This is a genomic window from Streptomyces sp. NBC_00038, from assembly GCF_026343635.1.
Taxonomy (GTDB): Bacteria; Actinomycetota; Actinomycetes; order Streptomycetales; family Streptomycetaceae; genus Streptomyces.
This window is the reverse complement of record NZ_JAPELQ010000001.1, coordinates 439,188-459,299: the sequence shown is the minus strand read 5'-3', so window position 1 is coordinate 459,299 and position 20,112 is coordinate 439,188. Positions and strand designations below refer to the sequence as shown.

Genomic DNA, 20,112 nt, shown 5'->3' with positions numbered 1-20,112 from the left:
CGCACATCATCCCGGTTGCGGACCCCCGTGCCCAGCGCACGGCCGCAGTGCCCGAGGCGCCAGGACCTGAACGACCACGGCGAGACCCCAGGACACGCCGTACGCGGTCAACCCCCGCCGGCGGAGACGACCGCGCGCGTCACGGCGCGTCAGAAACCGGGGAGGTCATCTCCAGTGTTCAGGCGCCCACGACCCCGTCGACCCCCTCACGCAGAAAGTCCGCGTGCCCGTTGTGGCGGCCGTACTCCAGGAGCACGTGCACCATCACCATCCGCAGCGATACCTCTTCGCCCCACCTCGGCTGATACCCGGCCAGGTCCAGGGACTTCGCCTCCCGCTCGATACGGCGCGAGTTCTCCACCTCGGACTCCCAGGCCGTGAACGCTTCGTCCCTGGTCGAGGTGCTCGCGTCGTACGCCGCCTGGAAGTCGATCTTGTCGGACCAGACCATGGGCGCGTCGTTGTCCTCGAACACTCGACGGAACCAGGCACGCTCCACCTCTGCCATGTGCCGCACCAGACCGAGCAGCGAAAGCGTGGACGGAGGCATCGACTGCTGCCGCAGTTCCTCGTCGGAGAGCCCTTCGCACTTCATGGCGAGGGTGGCGCGGTGGTAGTCGAGGAATGCCCGCAGCATGTCGCGTTCGCTTCCAAAACTGGGCGGTCCGATTCGATCGTCACTGGTCACTGGCTGTACTCCTCATCCGTGCCTGCATGTCGGTGATTGTGGGGCGGGGTGTTTCGATCCAGTCGCGGATCACCTGGGCGGTTGTCGGGGCGTGTTCTTCGAGCATGCTCAGATGACTGCCGGGGGTGTCGGCCGTGTGGTGGGGGCCGGGCCAGGACGACTGCCATTGGTCCGGCATGTGCGGCAGGGGTTGTGTGGCGCGTACGTGCAGGGTGGGGACGTCGGTCGGGTTCGGCTGCCAGCCGCGGAACATGCGGGTGTAGGCGCCCAGGGACAGCAGCGTCAGGTCGTCGACGGCGGTGTCGAACCGTTCGCCTGCGGTCAGGGGGATCCGGGCGGGCAGGGCGAGCAGCCACGGCTCGGCTTCCCGGTCGGGGGTGATGTGGTAGGAGTCGAGCAGGACGAGCCCGGCCGGGGGAGTGCCGCTGGCGGCCAGTTGGGCGGTGACCGCGTGTGCGGCCGTACCGCCCATCGAGTGGCCCACAACGACGAACGGGCGGTCGCCTAGGTGGCGTTGCACGGTCGCGGCATGCAACTCGGCCAGTGTTTCCAGGTCCTGCGGCACGGCGTGGCCGTGGTCGACGCCGGGGTGCTGGAGCTCGAAGACGTCACGCTCACCGTCGAAGCAGGGAGCGAGCCCCGCGTGCCAGGGCCGGCCGAGGTTGGTGGCGAAGCCCGGCACGCACACCAGTGCCGTGGCGCCCGTGCCCGTGGCCAGCCGCAGGGGCGGCATCGTGTGCCGGGCGATGTCGTCGCGGCCGAAGGAGGGCGCGCCGAGTGATGCGGTCACCAGCAGGTGCATGGCCGAGACTGTGTCGCCCGTCTCGCAGACCTTTCGGTACAGGGTCGGCAGGGACTGCCCGGCGCGGCGGGGGCGCGCACTGCGAGCCTCTGGCGGGACAGGCCGGGCCGTGTGCGAGGAAGCGGACGGGAGGGTGTCCGCGGGACGGGCGTGTGCACGATCCGGAGCGGCCTCGTCCCCGCCTTCGCCTTGGTCTGGTGCGGTGGCCGCCTCGTCGGGCAGTACGCCGTTCAGCTGCGCGTACATGTGATCCGTGAGCTCCTCCGCGCTCGGCCGGTCGTAGGCGACGGTGGCCGCCAGCGTCAGTCCGGTCAGCAGGTTCAGCCGGTTGCGGAGCAGCACGCTCATCAGCGAGTCGAGGCCCAGTTCGGAGAAGTCCCGGTCGACAGCGTCAGCTTGCGTGTGTCCGAGCACGGCGGCGACCTCGGCGCGGATCAACTCCAGCAGGGCGGGCCTGCGTTCGGGCTCGGGCAGCGCCGCCAGCCGTTCCCGCCAGGCTCCGGCGGTGCCGTCGGGCCCTCCGCCTGTCGTTGCTCCGGGCGAGGCAGTCGGCCGCGCCGCGCGCAGCAGTCCGCGCAGGGGCGGCGCTATGGGTGCCCCGTTGGCGAGTGCGCCCGCCGAGTGGTCCAGTGGCAGCGGTGCGAGGACCGATTCGCCGAAGCCGAGCGCGGCGTCGAACAGCGCCAGCCCCTGCTGTGGGGAGAGCGCACGTACCGCGCCGCCGTGGACGTGGCCGGTTCGGGCCGCCATCCCTTCCTCGTCCGCCCACGGGCCCCAGGTCAGTGACAGTGCGGGCAGGCCGTGTGCGGCGCGGTGGCGGGCGAGCGCGTCCAGGAAGGAGTTCGCTGCCGCGTAGTTGGACTGGCCGGGGTTTCCCAGCAGGCCGGCGGCCGAGGAGAACAGCACGAAGTGCGACAGGGGCAACTCCTTCGTCAGCTCGTGGAGATGCCAGGCCGCGTGGGCCTTCGGCCGCAGGACCGACGCGAGCCGCTGCGGTGTCATCGCTTCCAGTACGCCGTCGTCCAGGACGCCGGCCGCGTGCACCACGGCGGTGAGGCCGGGCCCGAACTCCTTGATGACGGCGGCCAGTTGGCTCTGCTCGGCGGTGTCGCAGGCCACCAGGTCCACCTGTGCGCCCGCCCGCTCGAGGTCGGCCCGCAGCACCTGCGCGCCCGGCGCGTCCGGTCCGCGCCTGCCGGCGAGCACGAGATGCCGGACCCCGTGCCTGGCGACGAGATGCCGGGCCAGCAGCGCGCCCAGGGACCCGGTGCCGCCGGTGATCAGGACGGTGCCCCGGCCGAGGGAGCGTTCGCGTGTCGGCCCGGGTCGGGCGGTGAGCCGGGGGACGGTCAGGGAGCCCTCACGGATGGACAGTTGGGGTTCGCCCGTGGCGACGGCGGCCGGAAGCAGCCGCAGTGAATCGGGCCGGCCGTCCACGTCGACGAGGGTGAGGCGTCCGGGGTACTCCGCCTGCGCGGCCCGCAGCAGCCCCCAGACCGTGGCGGCGGGCAGGTCCGGATCCTCGGCCGCCGCATCGCGCGTCACCACGACCAGCCGTCCGGAACCGGCGAGATGCGTCTGCAGCAGATCCAGGGCGCGCACGGCCAGCGCGAGTGAAGCGGCGGCCGGGTCGGTGCCCTGGTCGGCGGGGTCGGCGGGTTCGGTCAGCGAGGCGATGAACGTCTCCGCGGGACCCGCGGGCGGGAGTATCTCGGCCAGCCCCAGATCGTCAACGTCCGTCACCGCAAGGGCGGCTCCCTCACCGGCGGCCGGAACGCCGGTCCAGCGCAGCCGGTACAGCTCTCCGGCCGCCGGGGTGCCTCCCGCGTGCGGGACGGGACGTGTGGTGAGCGACTCCACCCGGGCCACGGGCACGCCGGAGGGGGTGGCGAGGTCGAGGGCGATGCTGTCCGAGCCCACTGTCGTGATGCGTACGCGCAGTGCCGTGGCCCCGGTGGCGTACACGGTCATGCCCTGCCAGGCGAACGGCATCCGGGCCGGTCCGGCGGGCGGCTCGGCGAGCAGTCCGGCGTGCAGGGCGGCGTCGAGCAGCGCCGGGTGGAGGGCCCACTGCCGGGTGTCCGTGCCCGGCACCGGGCCGATCTCGGCGAACAGTTCCTCGCCGCGCCGCCACAGGGCGGTGACGCCCTGGAACGCCGGCCCGTACGCGTGACCGGCGGCGGCCAGACGCTGGTAGGCGCCTGTGAGATCCACCGGTACGGCGTCCGCCGGAGGCCACGCGGAGAGCAGGCCCGCATGACCGAGGGCGCCCGGGAGGGCGGGGCCGAGCCGCCCGGTTGCGTGGTGGGTCCAGGGGCCGAGCGCACCGGAGGCCTCCGGCCTGGAGTGCACGTCCGCGGTGCGGCGCCCGGCGTTGTCCGGTTCTCCCAGGGCCACTTGGATCTGGATCCGGTCGTCGTCGGTGGCGGGCAGGGGTAGCGGGGCCAGGAGGGCGAGGTCCTCCAGTACGTCGAGGCCGCACGCGTCGCCCGCGTACAGCACGAGGTCGGTGAAAGCGGCGCCGGGCACGAGGGCGTATCCGCCCACGACGTGGTCGCGCAGCCAGGGCTGGGCGGAGCCGGAGAGCCAGCCGCTGCACAGCAGCCGCTCGGTGCCGGGCACGGTGAGAGTCTGCGTCAGCACCGGGTGACCGGAGGCGTTTGCGGCGCCGGCAGTGGTGTTGGCGGCGGTGTCGGGCAGCCAGTGGCGTCGGCGTTGGAAGGGATACGTGGGCAGGTCGGCCGGCTGTGCGCCGCTGTCCGCGTACACCCGGTCCCAGTCCACCGGCAGCCCGTGGACGTGGAGTCGGCCCAGCGTGGTGAAGAGCGTGTGTGGTTCGGGCTCGGTGTCACCGCGCCGGGCGGCGGCGGTGAACAGGAGTTCCTTGCCCGTCTCGGCGAGCGCGGTCGCGGCCTGGGCGGTGAGGTGTGCGTCCGGGCCGATCTCGGCGAACGCCGTGACCTGCCCGTCGTGCGCCAGCCAGTGCACGGCGTCCCCGAACCGCACGGCCTCGCGGGCATGCCGTACCCAGTACGCGGCCGACCGCAGTTGGTCTCCGGTGGCAGGGCGTCCGGTCAGCCCCGACACCACCGGGATGCGAGGCGCCTCGTACGTCAGCCCGCCCGCGATGTGGCCGAACTCGGCGAGCATCGGCTCCATCAGCGGGGAGTGGAAGGCATGGCTGACCCGCAACCGGGTAGTGCGGCGCCCGCGCCGGGCGAATCGCTCCGCGAGCGCGAGGACGGGTTCCTCCGCGCCGGAGACGACCACCGCGCGGGGGCCGTTCACGGCCGCGATCGCGACTTCGTCGGTCAGCTCGCGCGTGACCTCCGCCTCGGTGGCGTCGAGTGCCACCATGGCGCCGCCCGTGGGGAGATTCCGCATCAACCGTCCCCGCGCTGCAACGAGTTCGACGGCGTGCGGTTCGGAGAGAATGCCCGCGGCGTGGGCCGCGGCCAGCTCTCCTACGGAGTGCCCGGCCAGGAAGTCCGGTCGTACGCCCCAGGATTCGAGCAGTCGGAAGGCGGCCGTCTCGAAGACGAACAGGGCCGCCTGGGCGAAGTCCGTACGATCCAGCAGCGCACCGTCGGCGGCTCCCCTGAGCACCGGGCGCAACGGGCGCTCCAGATGCGCGTCGAAGCGCTCGCACAGGGCGTCGACAGCAGCGGAGAAGACCGGGAAGACATCGCACAACTCCTCTCCCATGCCCACCCGTTGGGCGCCCTGGCCGGTGAACAGCAGGGTCAGCCGACCGGGGGAGACCGCTGGGTGCGGCGCAGTGGAGACGGCCAGGTCGTCCAGGGCGTCCAGGGCCGTGCTGCGGTCGCCGGTGGGGACGGCAGCACGGTGGGGGAGTGCGGCCCGGGCGGTGGCGTGGGTGAACGCGACGTCCAGAAGGTCGAGTTCGGGCCGTTCGCGCAGCGCGGCCGCGGTCTGCGCGGCCTGGGCCCGCAGGGCGGCCGGGCTTGCGGCGGAGAGGAGCAGCGGGGGCGTCGCCGCGCGGCGGCGGGCTCGGCTCCGGCCGGACGGTGGGACCGCGCCCGCTTCGGCGCCGGCCTCTTCCAGGATTATGTGCGCGTTGGTCCCGCCGATTCCGAAGGCCGACACCGCTGCCCGTCGTGGACGCCCCGGCTCGGGCCGCCACTCCTCTTCCCGGGCCAGCAGCCGGACGGTGCCCGAGGACCAGTCCACCTGCGGCGAGGGCTCGTCGGCGTGCAGGGTGCGGGGAAGGAGGCCGTGCTGCATCGCCAGGATGGTCTTGATGACGCCGCCGACACCGGCCGCGGCCTGGGTGTGCCCGAGGTTGGACTTCAACGAGCCCAGCCACAGCGGGCGTTCGGTGGGCCGGTCCTGCCCGTATGCGGCGATCAGCGCCTGCGCCTCGATCGGGTCCCCGAGTGCGGTGCCCGTGCCGTGCGCCTCCACCGCGTCGACGTCCGCGGGGGAGAGGCCCGCGTCGGCGAGCGCCGCGTGGATCACCCGTTGCTGGGCGGGCCCGTGGGGCGCGGTCAGGCCGTTGGAGGCGCCGTCGGAGTTGACGGCCGAGCCGCGCAGCACTGCCAGCACCGGATGCCCGTTGCGCCGTGCGTCGGACAGCCGCTCCAGCAGGACCAGTCCGGCGCCCTCGCCCCAGGCGGTGCCGTCGGCCCCGGCGGAGAAGGGCTTGCACCGGCCGTCCGGAGCCAGCCCGCGCAGCCTGCTGAACGCCACGAACGGCGCGGGTGTGGCCATGACGGTCACCCCGCCGGCCACGGCCAGGGAGCATTCGCCCTCGCGCAGGGACCGTGCCGCCGTGTGCATGGCCACCAGCGACGACGAACACGCGGTGTCCACCGTGATCGCGGGCCCGCGCAGGCCCAGGGTGTAGGCGATCCGGCCGGAGGCCACGCTGGGCGTCGAACCGAGTGCGAGGTGGGCTTCCAGCTCGTGCCCGCCGCGGTGCAGCAGACGGCCCGCGTAGTCGGAGTGCATCACGCCGACGAAGACACCGGTGTCACTGCCGCGCAGCTCCGACGGATTGAGGCCCGCCCGTTCCAGCAGCTCCCACCCGGTCTCCAGCAACAGCCGCTGCTGCGGATCGGTGGCCAGCGCCTCGCGGGGCGACATCCCGAAGAAGGCCGCGTCGAAGTCGGCCGCTCCATGCAGGAAGCCGCCCCTGCGGGTGACCGAGGTGCCCGGCCGGTCAGGATCGGGGTCGTGCAGGGCGTCCACGTCCCAGCCCCGGTCGGAGGGGAAGTCCGAGGTCGCGTCCGTGCCGTCCGCGAGCAGCCGCCAGAGATCCTGCGGGGACTGGACGCCGCCCGGGTAGCGGCACGCCATGGCCACGACGGCGATCGGCTCCGCGGGCTGCCGGCGCGACCCGCCGCCGGACGTGCGCGCGGGCCCCGTAGGGTTGTCGCCCCGCAGCATGCCGCGCACCAGCGCGGCCGCGGCTTCGGGCGTCGGGTGGTCGAACACGAGGGTGGCGGGCAGGTCGAGACCGGTCGCCGCGCCCAGCCGGTCACGCAGCAGCACACCGCCGAGCGAGGTGAGCCCGAGCGCGGTGAAGGGCCGCCCGGGATCGACCGTGTGCGCGGGCAGACCGGCCGTCCGCGCGGTCGCTTCGAGCACCAGGTCCAGTACGGCATCGGTCCCGGCCGTGAGCCGGCCGCGCAGCGCGGCCGAGGCGGCCGGCTGCTCCGCGGCGAGGCGCTCCGCCAACTGCTCGGCGAGCGCCGGCCGGACGATCTTCCCCGACGCCGTGCGGGGGAGGGAAGCGGTCTCGTAGATCTCGTCCGGCACCTTGAACCCGGACAGCCGCTCGCGGCAGTCGGCGAGCAGTTGAGCCGTGTCGGTCCCCTGTGGTCCGGGGACGACGAAGGCGACCGGCACCTCGCCGAGCACATCGTGCGGCTTGCCGATGACGGCGGCGTCGATGACGTCGGGGCGGGCGAGCAACACTTGCTCCACCTCGGTCGGGTTGACGTTCTCACCGCCCCGGATGATCAGTTCCTTGACCCTGCCGGTGACCCGGAGATGGCCGTGCGCCACCCACCGGCCGAGATCACCAGTGCGGTACCAGCCGTCGGTGAACGCCTCCGCGGTGGCGTCGGGGCGGTTGTGATACCCGGTCATCAGGCCGGGTCCGCTCACCCAGATCTCCCCCTCGTCCCCGTCGGCGACCCCGGCACCGGTGGACGGTTCGGTGAGCCGCACCCTGAGCCCGGCCAGCACAGGCCCACTGGAGGCGTCGTCGCGGGGTCCGTCGAGCCGGCTGACCGCGATCTTCCCGCAGGTCTCCGTGGAGCCGTAGCCGTCGAGCAGGGGAGCGGCCAGTATCTCCTCCACCTCCGCCCGCAGTCCGGGGGGACAGGGCGCGCCCGCGGTGACGCACACCCGCAGCGAGGAGGGCACGGGACCTGCGGTCTCCCGCAGCGAGTCGAGCAGCAGACGGTAGGTGGCGGGCACCCCGGCCAGCACGGTGAACTCCTCCGCGGCCAGCGCCTGGGCGAGGTTCGCACCCCGCTCCAGGAGACGGGCGCCGGCACCGACCGAGACCACTCCCAGCAGACACAGCGAGTGCGCGTAGCAGTGGGACATCGGCAGGGGCCACAGCAGCCGGTCCTCCTCGCGCAGCTCGTACGCGGGCACGTAGGCCGCCGCCACCGACCACAGGGCGGAGCGCTGCGTGGAGACCACGCCCTTGCTCGGCCCGGTGGTGCCCGAGGTGTAGAGGATCCAGGCCGGATCGTCCAGGCCCAGGTCGTCCCGGGGCGGCAGGCCGGGATCCGTCCCGGCCAGGTCCTCGAAGAGGAGTACGCCGACGGGTTCGCCCTCGTGCAAGGCGTCCGCTCCGGCGGCGATCACCCGCAACTCGGGCTGCTCGACCGTCAGTTGGGCAACCCGCGACAGTTGGGACACCTCGGTGACGACCCAGGTCGCGCCGCTGTCGCCGAGGAAGTACGCCAACTCCTCGTCCGTCGCACCGGGGTTGAGCAACACGCCGATGGCCCCGGCTCGCAGCACGCCGAGGCACGCCTCCACCAGCTCGACCCGGTTCCCGAGATGGATGGCGACCCGGTCCCCGCGCTGTACCCCGAGCCGCGCCAGGTGCCCCGCCAGTCGGCCGGTACGTTCCTCCAGCTCCCCGTAGGTGACGGTGCGACGGGCGTCCTGGTAGGCGGTCTTGCTTCCCCGCCGAGCCGCGTGCGCCCTCAAAGTGCCGGGCAGTGCACGCACCAACTCGCCCTGGAAATCCGTCATCCCCACCCCATTGATCACATGCCGGTCACGGCAACCGTATGTCAGCCGAACGCACGTTCAGAGTCGCCGCGCTCGTGTGGTGTGGGTGTGTTGACGTGCGAGACGTCGTGGCGGTTGTCGCCCGTCGACCTGGTGCCGTGCTCGAACTGAGCACGGCGTGGGCCCGTCAGGGAATGCGTGCGACGGCGGCGTAGATGCCGCTGCCCTCGGGCGCGGGCGCCGGGGGCGTCGTGAACCACTCGGGGGCGGTCACCAGACCGGGCTCGACAAGCTCCAGTCCGTCGAAGAACCGGGCGACCTCCGAGCGGGTGCGGAAACCGAGACGGATGCCGCCCTTGGCGTACTCGGCGGTGACCCGCTCCGCCAGCTCCGGGTAGAGATCGGACGCGGCGTGCGACAGCACGAGGCAGCTGCCCGACGGCAGGGTGGCGACCAAGTTGCGGACGATGCCGTGGGCGTCCTGCTCGTCGGGGATGAAGTGCATCAGCGCGATCAGGGACAGCGTGATCGGGCGGTCGAAGTCCAGCACGGCGCGGGCGCGTTCGAGGATCGCGTCGGGCTCCCGTACGTCGGCCTCAATGTAGTCCGTCTTCCCCTCCCGACGGCTGATCAACAGCGCCTGGGCATGCCGCAGCACGATCGGGTCGTTGTCCGTGTAGACGACCTTCGCGGCAGGCGTGATCTGCTGGACGATCTGGTGCAGATTCGGCTCGGTGGGGATGCCCGTGCCGATGTCGAGGAACTGGTCGATGCCCTGCGCGGCGGCCCAGGCAGCGGCCCGGTGCATGAACTGGCGGTTCTGCCGGGCCGCATCACGCGCTTCGGGCGGCAGCTTCTCTCCCACTGCCTCGTCGACGGGGTAGTTGTCCTTCCCGCCCAGAAGCCAGTCGTAGATTCTCGCGGGATGCGCCTTGCTGGTGTCGATCTGCGAAGGGCGGGGTGTGTCGGTCGTCATGACGGGCTCCGGCGCGCGAGGAGATTCAGCGATGCTTACGATCATCGTAGTCTGGCACACCATTTCACCGGCCCATAAAGGGAGTTGACCGGGACGTCGCCCGACCCCGGTGGTGAATCCGTCGCGCCATCGCGTGTGTCCCGGCCGTGGCTGCCGCGGCGAGTACGAGCGCCTCCACCACGTCGCGTGGCTGTGCGGGGCGCAGCACCCCGGCCCGCCGCAGCCGGCCGCGGGCCCACCACGTGAAGGGGATGACCACCAACGGCGAGGTGGCCACCCCCGGCGTGTATCCGCGGACGACTGCCGACTGCGCCACGTGCACCAGCGCGTGCAGCCCGAATGCGTTGAGAACCCGCTGGTAGAAGTCCGATCGTCCGCCGGTGCGGTGTCCGTCCGCGGCTGCGGTGGCAACCACGACGGCCATCCCCGCTACGGCTGTCGCGAACTCGCGCCCGTCGATGGATTCCAGCCGCTGCCATATCCGCTCCGGCACCTTCGGAAAGCGCCCGCGCAACTCCGGCACCCGGTCACGGGCCCAGCCGGGCACCGTAACCACTTCCTCCAGGTCATGCGCCACCCAGGCAGCCAGCAGCCCCAAGGTGACGGCGGTGCCGACCCCTCCGTCACCCTCACCTGTCCTGTGTCCGCTCATGGACGGGAAGTCTGTCAGCACGGGCCATGTGTCCAGGGAGTGAGCGTTCCTGTGAGGCGGTGGCCGTGCTCGGTGGGGGTAGGCCGGAGGCGGCCTACCCCCACCGAGCACGGCCGGGCACACTGAGGCGTTGGCCGGCTGCCACCGGGCGTCGCTGGGCACACTGTGGCCGCGACGCGCCGCAGTCGCGCGCCATCACGTACTCCGAAGGGTTTCCGGGCACCGACGCGCCCTTCGTCAACACGCACCACCCCAGCACCACGGCACGGAAGCACGGCACGCCCGGTGACCAGTCGGACGTGCTCCGAACCCGACCGACCGTCCTCGGGGAGACTTGGGTGACCACAACACGCGGTACCACCATCAGACGTTCCCGGCTTGTCGCCTCGGTGTTGAGCTTGCTCGTCGTGGCCGCCCTCGCGGGATCCGGCACCAGCGCCGCCGCGGCGCCCACGGCCGGCGCCGCACCGTCCGCCGCCTCGGTGTCCGGCGTGGCCTCGGCCGTCGAATCCCTGGGGATAGCCGGGACGACCTGGGCCGTGGACGAGCGCACCGGGAAGCTGCGGGTTCTCGTCGACTCCACGGTCGCGGACGCGGACCTGGCCCGACTCCACCGTGCCGCCGGACGTTTCGCCGATGCCGTGATCCTCGAACGGCTCGACGGCCGGCTGCGCACCCTCCTGTCGGGCGGCGACGGCGTCTACGCAGCCGGTTGGCGCTGCTCGGCGGGGGTCAACGTGCAAAGCGGCTCCACGTACTACTTCGTCACCGCCGGCCACTGCACCGACGGCCTGCCCACCTGGTACACCAGCCCCGCGCTGTCCACCATGATCGGCCCCACCACCGGCACCAGCTTCCCCGGCAACGACTTCGGTGTCGTCCGGTACTCCAACACGGCCGTGCCACACCCGGGCACCATCGGAACCGTCGACATCACCGGCACCGCGACCGCCTACGTCGGCCAGAGCGTCTGCCGTCGCGGAGCGACCACCGGTGTCCGATGCGGCGTGGTCACCGCGTTGAACGCGACCGTCAACTACGCGGACGGAACCGTCTACGGGTTGATCCGGACCAACATCTGCGCCGAACCGGGCGACAGCGGCGGCCCGCTCTACGCAGGCGACAAAGTCATCGGCATCCTCTCCGGCGGCTCCGGGAACTGCACCACGGGAGGGACCACCTACTACCAGCCGATCCAGGAAGTCCTGAGCACCTACGGCCTGTCCGTCTACTGACGAAGGCGCCTCCTCGGGAGGGGTCCCGGGACCGGCGGATTAGAAATGCCGGGCGGGAATCCCCCCTTTGCATCAGGAGGTCCATGATGAGTACGGGCATGCGCCGGCGAGCCGCGACGACTGCTGTGACGTTGACCATGGCGGGCACACTGGGCTTCGGCCTGATGACGCCGGTGGCGTCTGCCGCCGCCAACGGGCCCTGCTACGACGGGCGGTGCAAGACCACCGTGTCGGCGCCCAAGACCATCAAGGTCAGCAGCCGCAAGTTCGGGTTCGGGAAGTTGAAGATCACGTACATCAGCTCCCGGTCGGTGCGGATGTCGGCCACCACCACGGGCGGAGTACGGCTCAGCGGCAGTACCAGTCCGGGCGGCACCGTCCAGTTCAACAACCTGAAGATCTGGGTGAAGTCGGTCTCCGGCCGCAAGGCCAAGCTCCAGCTGTTCCCCACATCCCGCTGAACCCTGCCGTCGAACCCCGGTGCGTCCATCTCGCGCCGGGGTTCGACGTTTCCCGAATGGCAGGCGCGGCCGGACACGCCGGCACTGAGCCGCCCCGGATCGCTCCGGCGGCACATTCTCCCGTGACGCCGCACACGCCGGGCCCCAATGGAGGCGAACGCCCAGGTCAGCCCCCCGTGCACGCGGCTCGTGGGCCCCTCCGTGGCACCGCACGTCCGTGTTAACTCGGATCGCAGCCTCTTGCCAAGCGGGATCGTACGTGTTCGGATTATCTCTGTCGGGCGGCCCCCCACCGTCCCGAATCCATAGCTCGACGCCTGTACGGCGGGGTGGGTGCGCCCTGCCTCCGCTCCCTCAATCTCTCCCGATATCGACGCGCCCTGAGCGTGGCCGCGGCATGCCCGCGCTGGTGCGAAGGCCGTGTCCGGTACCTACGAGCGAGTCCTTGGAGGAACCCGTGTTCGATCTTTCGTCTGTCGATCTTCTCGATGCCTTCATCCGTGAGCTGCGGCTGTGCAAAGTGCGCAGCGGTGAGCATGTCGTCGTGCTCTCCGAGCCCGGCAGCCGCGGCGACTACGTGGAGGCCGCGTTCGGCGCGGCCAAGGCGTGCGGCGCGCATGTCATCGCCGCGACCGTGCCCGGCGGCAGCCCCGCTCCGATGCCGAGTACCCACACCGGGGCCGGTCCCGGCCTGGTGTCCGTCCTCAACGACACCACCGCACAGGACCTGCTGAAGTCCGCGGATCTGGTCGTCGACCTGACCCGCGAGGGCTTCATCCACGCGCCGGTCCAGCAGGAGATCCTGCGCGCGGGCACCCGCATCATCTTCGTCTGCGACGCCCCGGACGTGCTCATCCGCAATCTCCCCAAGGAAGGCGACAAGGCCGAGGTCCAGGAGGGTGTCGACCTGCTGAAGAGGTCGTCCGTCATGCGGGTCACCTCCGATGCCGGAACCGACCTCACCGTGCAACTCGCTGGCGCCAAGCCGGAGTTCCAGTGCGGGTTCGCCGACGATCCGGGCCGCTGGGACCACTGGCCGAGCACGATGGTGCTGTGCTGGCCGGAGATCTCCGACGGACAGATCGTGCTGGCGGAGGGCGACATCCTGCTGCCCTTCAAGGAATACGTCCGCGACCGCGTCACGCTGGAGATCGTCGGCGGGCACATCGAGAAGGTGTCGGGAGGCGCCGAGGCCACGCTGCTGTCGACGTTCTTCGAGGACGCGCAGGACCAGTGGGCACGCAGCCTCTCCGACATGGGCTGGGGTCTGATGCGCACCGCCGACTGGTTCGCCACGGCGATGTACGGCAAGGACGACCTGATGGGCATGGACGCCCGCGCCTTCGCCGGCAACTTCCTGTGGTCGACCGGCCCTCACCCGGTGCTGGGCCGCGAGTCGTACGCCCACCTCGACATCGCCATGCGCGGATGCACCGTCTCGGTCGACGGCACCGAAGTCGTCACCGGCGGAAAGCTCACCGACCGCTGAGCTGCCACACCGCGCACGAACCACCCGTACATGCCCATGAGTTGGAGGAAGAGTGGCGTCCAGCCAGTCGTACGAAGTCACTGTCGTCGGGGGAGGCCTCGGCGGGCTGACCGCAGCCCTGGCGCTGCGGCAGCGCGGCCTGCGCGTCACCGTCCTCGAGCAGGCCGCGCAGCTCGGCGAGGTCGGCGCGGGCATCCAGACCGCACCGAACGCCAGCCGGATCCTGATGGGCCTCGGGCTGCGCCGGCAGATGGAGGCCATCCACACGGAGCCGCTCGACCAGGTGCGGCGCCGCTGGAAGGACGGCAGCATCGTCGCTCTGACCTCACTCGGGCAGCGCTGCAAGGACGAGTTCAACGCCCCCTACTGGCACTATCACCGGGCCGACCTGCACCGCATCCTGCTGGACGCCTGCCTCGACCCCGCCGGGCCGGGCCCCGTCGTGGAGGTGCACACCGCGAGCAAGGTCGTCGACCTGGACCGCACGGACCCGGAACGTCCCGTCGCGGTCACCGACGACGGACGGCGCTACGCCTGTGACGCGCTCATCGGCGCCGACGGCGTCCGCTCACAGGTCCGCGATCTGATGGGCGCGCCCGACACACTGCTGTTCTCCGGCGAGATGGCCTACCGGGCGCTGATCCCCGGCGACCTCATCGCCGCCGACCCGGCCACGCGATGGCTCGTCGACCGCTACCAGAGCACCATCTGGTACGGCCCCGACCGGCACCTCGTGCACTACATGATCCGCGGCGGCGAGTACCTCAACGTCGTGGCGTGCGTGCCGTGCACGGACGAGGTCCGTGAGAAGTGGGCCGCCCCCGCCACCGCACAGGATCTCGTCGACGCCTTCCCCGGCTGGGACGACCGCGTCCCGGCGATGCTGTCCAAGGCGAAGGAGGACGTTTCCGTCTTCGCGCTCTACCACCGGCGGCGCGACCCGGTGTGGATGGACGGCCGCGTCGCCCTCCTCGGAGACTCCTGCCACGCGATGCTGCCCTATCAGGCGCAGGGCGCCTCGCAGGCCATGGAGGACGCCGCCGTCCTCGCCGAAGAACTCGGTGCGGTCACCATCGGCGGCATCGAAGGGGCGCTGCGCCGCTACGTCGACCGGCGCGCCAAGCACGCAGGGATGGTCCAGGACGCGTCGCTGGAGAACAAGACCTTCTACCACCTGCCCGACGGCCCGGAACAGCGGGCCAGGGACGAGAGCCTCACACGCGGATTCGACGGCGAATCCGACCTCTCCTACGAGTGGCTGTGGGGCGGCACTCCGCTCAATGACCCCGATCTCGGCGCCTTCTCGTACCGCTTCGCGCGCTGAGGCCACCCGCCCGCACTCCCTCCGCCCCCCACCCCCCGTTCCCGGCACCCGCAACCGCCGTGCTCCGTCCCCGATCCGACACGTGGAGCGAACGTGAAGACAGGCGATCAGATAGTTCAAGAGCTCCCCTGGAGATGGCCGGTCCAGGGAAAGATCTTCATCATCGGTGGCCTCGGCTACCTCTTCGACGCATACGACATCGCGCTGAACGGCTTCCTCATGCCGCTCCTGGGCGCGCACTTCGATCTCTCGCTCAGCGGACGCGGCCTCGTGGCCACCGCCAACCTCGTCGGCATGGCCGTGGGTGCCGTCGCCTGGGGTGCGGTCGCGGACCGGATCGGGCGCAAGCAGGCCTTCAGCGTCACACTGCTGATCTTCGCCCTGTTCTCGGTGCTCGGCGCGCTCGCACCGACGTACCCGGTGTTTCTCGCGCTGCGCTTCCTCGCGGGTGTGGGCCTCGGCGGCTGCATCCCCGTCGACTACGCGCTCGTGAGTGAATTCTCCCCGCGCAGGCTCCGCGGCAGGGTGCTGACCGCCCTCGACCTGTGGTGGCCGATCGGCGTGACGCTGTGCGGGCTCGTGTCGACGGCGATGCTGTCCCTCGACGGGAACTGGCGGTGGATGCTCGCGACGATGGTGCTGCCCGCGATGCTGTTGTTCTGGGTGCGCCGCGGGATCCCGGAGTCGCCGATCTATCTGACGAACAAGGGCCGGGAGGCAGAGGCCCGGCAGGTCATCGACGACCTGGTCGCCCGCACCGGCGCGCCGGTCGAGCCGTACGTCATCCCCGAACCCGTCGCCGAGACCGGCCCGCGTGGAGTGGCCGCCGCGGCCGAACAGCTGCGCCGCGTCTGGAAGTTCAGCCCGCGCATCACCTCGGCGGCCTGGCTGCTGTTCGCCACGATCATGCTCGTCTACTACGCGGCTCTGAGCTGGATGCCGTCCATCCTCAAGGAGGAAGGCCTCGGTGACACGGCCGCCTTCATGAGCACCACCCTGATGAGCGGGGTCGGCATCGTCGGCGTCGTGGTCTCCACCGCACTCGTCGACATCGTGGGCCGCAAGTGGCTCATCGGCGTGTCGGCTCCGCTCGGGGCACTGGCGCTGGTGGTGTTCGCGCTGGTGATGAAGATGCCGACGGGGTCGGTCGTGGCGATCGCCGTGTTCGGCTTCCTGATGCAGCTCACCATCCCCGCCCTGTACGCGTACGTCTCCGAGCTGTACCCCACTCCGCTGCGGGCGAGCGGCTTCGGCTGGGCCTCGTCGGTCAGCCGGGCCCTCACAGGCTTCGCCCCGCTGCTGTTCGGCTCGGTGATGTGGCCCGTGCTGGGGCTCCCGGTGACGTTCGCGGTGCTGGCGCTCGCCGTACTCGGGGCCGTCGTATGGATGGCGTTCGCGGCCCCGGAGACGAAAGGCCGGGCCCTGGACGGCGACGACGAGCAACTCCCGGTGCCCGCGCCCCGGGTGGCGGCCGAGCAGGCGGCTCTCTGACCCGCCTGGCCCACCACAGCACACCACGCACGACAGGAGGACCATGAAGCCCGCCCCGTTCCGGTATCACCGGGCACCCGACGTCGACGGAGCCACCAGGCTGCTGGCCGAGCTCGGTGACGACGCCAAGGTCATCGCCGGCGGACAGAGTCTCGTCGCGATGATGAACTTCCGGCTGGCCCGCCCGCGGCATCTCGTCGACATCGGCGGCCTACGGGAGCTCGACCGGCTGCACCGCGACGCCGGCGGCGGTCTGCGCATCGGGGCGCTCACCACCCATCACACGGTGGAGACCGCCCCTGCGGGGACGCTCGGGGCGGGCTTCGAGGTCCTGCGGGACGCCATGGGCTGGATCGGGCACCTGCCGATCCGCACCCGTGGCACCGTGGGCGGCAGCATCGCGCACGCCGACGCCACCGCCGAGTGGTGTTTGCTCGCGGTAGTTCTGGACGCCGAGCTCGTGGTCCGTGGGCCGCGTGGCGAGCGCCGGATTCCGGCCGCGGACTTCTTCCTCGGCTACTACACGACCGCCCTCGACCCGGACGAACTCCTCGTCGAGATCGTCTTCCCGCGTCCCGCTCCGCATGCGGCCCTCACCGAATTCGCCGAGCGGCGCGGTGACTTCGCGATCGTGGCGGCCGCCGTGGACCTCGACGTCGACGAAGGAGCCGTACGCGGCGGCCGGGTGGCGCTCGGCGGAGTCGCGGCAGCGGCGGTGCGGGTGCCGGAGGCAGAGGCCGTGCTGGCGGGCGGCGGCTCCTTCGACGACTGCGCGTCCGCAGCCGCGGCGGCCGTCGAACCCCCTGCCGACGCGTCCGGCAGCACGCCCTACCGCAAGGAACTCGTCCGGACACTGGTCCGGCGCGCCTGTGAGGAGGCGATCGCCCGATGAGCAGGCAGAAGCTGGTGGGCAGGTCCGTCGCGCGCCGCGAGGACCCGCGGCTGCTGTCCGGGCGCGGCCGGTTCGTCGACGACATCGCGCTGCCCGGCATGCTGCACGCCCAGTTCGTACGCAGCACGGTCGCCCACGGTGAGATCACTTCCGTCGACCTGTCGGCGGTACGCCAAGTCCCGGGCGTCGTGGCCGCGTTCACGGCGGACGACCTGGAGCTCGGCGACATCACCGCCCAACTGGGGCGCCCACTCTCGGAGTTCGTCCCCACCGCCATGCCCGTCCTCGCCCGCGACAAGGTCCGCTACGTGGGGGAGCCCCTGGCCATCGTCGTGGCCCGGGACGCCTACGCCGCGGAGGACGGACTGGAGGCGGCCCGCGTCACCTACACGACGCTGCCACCGGTCACCTCCGAAGCGGCGGCGCTCGCGGCCGGCGCCCCGCTCGTCCACGCCGAAGCCGCCCGCAACACCCTCGTCGACGTCTCCCTCTTCGCGACGGACGGCATCGACAAGATCTTCGAGTCCGCGCCCTGCGTCGTCCACGTCGAGAGCAGGACCGGCCGGCAGAACGCGCTGCCGCTGGAGACCCGTGGCGCCGTGGCGCACTGGGACGACCGCGAGGAACAGCTCGTCCTGCACACCTGCACCCAAATCCCGCACCAGGTAAGGACGGTGGCCGCACGCAGCCTGCGCCTGGACGAGCGTGCGGTGCGGGTCGTCGTACCCGACATGGGCGGCGGCTTCGGCCAGAAGTGCGTGGTCGGACGCGAGGAGATCGCGGCCGCCGCGGCCGCGCTGCGCCTGCGCCGGCCCGTCAAGTGGATCGAGGACCGCAAGGACGCCCTGTCCGCGTCGTTCCTCGCCCGCGAACAGCACTACCAGGTACGCGCCGCCTTCGACGCGGACGGCCGGATCCTGGGGCTCGACGCGGACGTGGTCTGCGACATGGGCGCGTACTCCTGCTACCCGTTCACGGCCGGCATCGAGCCGCTGATGGCATCCGCCGAGATGCCCGGCGTCTACAAAGTCCCCGCCTACCGGGTGCGCGGCCGGGCCATCACCACCAACAAGGCACCCACCGGGCCCTACCGGGGGGTGAGCCGCCCGCAGTACGTGATGGTCGTGGAGCGGCTCTTCGAACGTGCCGCGCGCGAACTCGGCCTCGATCCGGTCGAGATCCGCCGCCGCAACGTCATCACCGACTTCCCGTACACGGGCGTCAACAACATCACCTACGACCCCGGTTCCTATCTGGAGTCGCTCAACCTCTGCGAGCAACTCGTGAAGGACGAGGGCTGGTACGAGAAGCAGGCAGCGGCGGCTGCCGAGGGACGGCACCTAGGCATCGGCTACGCGTGCTTCAGCGAGCGCACCGGCTACGGCTCCACGGCCTTCGCGCAGCGCAAGATGCAGGTCGTGCCGGGCTTCGACATCTCCGAGGTGCGGATGGACACCAGCGGTGCGGTGACCGTCACCACCGGCACGATGAGCCACGGACAGAGCCACGAGACGACCATGGCGCAGATCGTCGCCGACGAACTCGGCCTGGACATCGCCAAGGTGAGGCTCCATCAGGGCGACACCGACCGCATCACCTACGGCTTCGGAACCTTCGCCAGCCGCTCCATCACCGTCGGCGGCAGCGCGGTGCGCCTGGCCGCGGCGAAGCTCGGCGACAAGCTGCGCGCCATCGCGGCCGCCCGCTGGGACATCGACCCCGACGACGTGGAGCTGACGGACGGTGCCGTCCGTCGCCGGGACGGCGCCTCCGACGCCCTCACCTACGAGGCCATCGCCGACATCGCCTACCTCCGGGCGCACCTGCTGCCCAAGGACATCGAACCGGGTCTGACCGCAGCCGCCACCTTCGACGTGTTCAACGACGGCACCTTCTCCAACGCCACCCACGGCGTCGTCGTCGAACTGCACGAAGGCACCGGACAGGTGGAGATCCTGCGGTACGTGTGCGTGGAGGACTGCGGCGTCGCCATCAACCCGCAGGTCGTCGAGGGACAGTGCCGGGGCGGCATCGCACAGGGCATCGCCGGCGCGCTGTTCGAGCAGGTGACCTACGACGATCAGGGCGAACCGTCGGCGACCAGCTTCATGGACTACAAGGTGCCCACCGCCCACGAGATCCCCGACGTACTGATCCACCACCTGGAGACGCCCTCCGCGTTCACCGAGACCGGTGCGAAGGGCGCCGGCGAGGGCGGCACCATCGGCGCCCCCGCCGCCGTACTCAACGCAGTCAACGACGCTCTGCGCGCCACGGGCGTCGAACTCGACAACACACCCGTCACCCCGGAGACCGTGCATCGCGCCCTGCACCTGGAGGCCACCTCATGACCGAGGAAACAGCCCTGAGCGAACGTGAGTTGCAGCTCCTCGTTCTCGACGTCAACGGCGAGCAGCACGAGGTGATCACCGAGCCGCGCCGCACACTCGTCGACGTGCTCCGGCACGAACTGCGGCTGACCGGTACGCATGTCGGCTGCGAGCACGGCATCTGCGGCGCCTGCACCGTGCTGGTCGACGACCGGCCCGCCCGCGCCTGCCTGATGTTCGCCGCGCAGGCCGAGGGCACCCGGATCCGAACGGTCGAGTCCCTGGCCGACGGAGACGAACTCGGAGATCTGCAGCGGGCGTTCAGCGAGCACCACGGATTGCAGTGCGGGTTCTGCACACCCGGCTTCCTGATGCTCGCCGAGGGGTTTCTGGCCGAGCGGCCGGAGGCGACCAAGGACGAGATCCGCGAGGTCGTCGCCGCCAACCTGTGCCGGTGCACCGGCTACCAGACCATCGTCGAGGCGATCGACGGGTGCGCGACGGCCCGGCGCCAGGCCTGCGCGAACCTCTGTGACAGCAAGGAGAAATGA

The 20,112-nt window shown here is 71.4% G+C and carries 12 protein-coding genes; 8 read left to right on the top strand and 4 right to left on the bottom strand.

Annotation, left to right across the window (positions count from 1 at the left end):
• Positions 1–178: 178 nt before the first annotated feature.
• The 4 genes from OG219_RS02160 to OG219_RS02145 all read right to left on the bottom strand — a co-directional run bounded on the left by OG219_RS02160 (position 179) and on the right by OG219_RS02145 (position 10,339).
• On the bottom strand, positions 179–688 hold the full coding sequence (locus OG219_RS02160) for a DinB family protein (RefSeq protein ID WP_266822252.1): 510 nt from the start codon (positions 686–688) through the stop codon (positions 179–181).
• On the bottom strand, positions 678–8,732 hold the full coding sequence (locus tag OG219_RS02155; protein WP_266822250.1) for a type I polyketide synthase: 8,055 nt from the start codon (positions 8,730–8,732) through the stop codon (positions 678–680). Before OG219_RS02155 ends, OG219_RS02160 begins: the two co-directional genes overlap by 11 nt.
• Before the next feature lie 166 nt (positions 8,733–8,898).
• Entirely contained in the window at positions 8,899–9,687 is a 789-nt protein-coding gene (locus OG219_RS02150) for an SAM-dependent methyltransferase (protein ID WP_266822248.1), read from the bottom strand.
• 64 nt (positions 9,688–9,751) lie between these two features.
• Positions 9,752–10,339 carry an HXXEE domain-containing protein gene (locus OG219_RS02145; RefSeq protein WP_266822246.1) on the bottom strand — a complete coding sequence of 196 codons (588 nt, stop codon included), beginning with the start codon at positions 10,337–10,339 and terminating at the stop codon, positions 9,752–9,754.
• Between the two features lie 338 nt (positions 10,340–10,677).
• Between OG219_RS02145 and OG219_RS02140 the strand changes: the two genes are divergently transcribed.
• The 8 genes from OG219_RS02140 (at position 10,678) to OG219_RS02105 (ending at position 20,112) form a co-directional block, all read left to right on the top strand.
• Positions 10,678–11,574, top strand: a complete 897-nt coding sequence (locus tag OG219_RS02140; RefSeq protein WP_266822244.1) for a S1 family peptidase — start codon at positions 10,678–10,680, stop codon at positions 11,572–11,574.
• A gap of 86 nt (positions 11,575–11,660) precedes the next feature.
• Positions 11,661–12,035 carry a hypothetical protein gene (locus OG219_RS02135; RefSeq protein WP_266822242.1) on the top strand — a complete coding sequence of 125 codons (375 nt, stop codon included), beginning with the start codon at positions 11,661–11,663 and terminating at the stop codon, positions 12,033–12,035.
• A 457-nt stretch (positions 12,036–12,492) separates the two neighbouring features.
• Positions 12,493–13,524 carry a hypothetical protein gene (locus OG219_RS02130; protein WP_266822240.1) on the top strand — a complete coding sequence of 344 codons (1,032 nt, stop codon included), beginning with the start codon at positions 12,493–12,495 and terminating at the stop codon, positions 13,522–13,524.
• A gap of 52 nt (positions 13,525–13,576) precedes the next feature.
• Complete coding sequence (locus tag OG219_RS02125; RefSeq protein ID WP_266822238.1) at positions 13,577–14,848, top strand: FAD-dependent monooxygenase; 1,272 nt, start codon at positions 13,577–13,579, stop codon at positions 14,846–14,848.
• A 93-nt stretch (positions 14,849–14,941) separates the two neighbouring features.
• A complete protein-coding gene (locus OG219_RS02120) occupies positions 14,942–16,339 on the top strand; it encodes an MFS transporter (RefSeq protein WP_266822235.1) in 1,398 nt (465 codons plus the stop codon).
• A 43-nt stretch (positions 16,340–16,382) separates the two neighbouring features.
• Positions 16,383–17,231, top strand: a complete 849-nt coding sequence (locus OG219_RS02115) for a xanthine dehydrogenase family protein subunit M (protein ID WP_266822233.1) — start codon at positions 16,383–16,385, stop codon at positions 17,229–17,231.
• A complete protein-coding gene (locus OG219_RS02110) occupies positions 17,228–19,582 on the top strand; it encodes a xanthine dehydrogenase family protein molybdopterin-binding subunit (RefSeq protein WP_266822231.1) in 2,355 nt (784 codons plus the stop codon). Before OG219_RS02115 ends, OG219_RS02110 begins: the two co-directional genes overlap by 4 nt.
• Positions 19,579–20,112 (top strand): (2Fe-2S)-binding protein, encoded by a 534-nt coding sequence (locus OG219_RS02105; protein ID WP_266822229.1) that lies wholly within the window; start codon positions 19,579–19,581, stop codon positions 20,110–20,112. Before OG219_RS02110 ends, OG219_RS02105 begins: the two co-directional genes overlap by 4 nt.

What these genes read in the sequence shown, in the direction of transcription:
- OG219_RS02110 (WP_266822231.1), top strand. Translation starts at nt 17,228, where the DNA reads ATGAGCAGGCAGAAGCTGGTGGGCAGGTCCGTCGCGCGCCGCGAGGAC.
- OG219_RS02155 (WP_266822250.1), bottom strand. Translation starts at nt 8,732, where the DNA reads ATGACGGATTTCCAGGGCGAGTTGGTGCGTGCACTGCCCGGCACTTTG.
- OG219_RS02105 (WP_266822229.1), top strand. Translation starts at nt 19,579, where the DNA reads ATGACCGAGGAAACAGCCCTGAGCGAACGTGAGTTGCAGCTCCTCGTT.
- OG219_RS02145 (WP_266822246.1), bottom strand. Translation starts at nt 10,339, where the DNA reads ATGAGCGGACACAGGACAGGTGAGGGTGACGGAGGGGTCGGCACCGCC.
- OG219_RS02150 (WP_266822248.1), bottom strand. Translation starts at nt 9,687, where the DNA reads ATGACGACCGACACACCCCGCCCTTCGCAGATCGACACCAGCAAGGCG.
- OG219_RS02115 (WP_266822233.1), top strand. Translation starts at nt 16,383, where the DNA reads ATGAAGCCCGCCCCGTTCCGGTATCACCGGGCACCCGACGTCGACGGA.
- OG219_RS02135 (WP_266822242.1), top strand. Translation starts at nt 11,661, where the DNA reads ATGAGTACGGGCATGCGCCGGCGAGCCGCGACGACTGCTGTGACGTTG.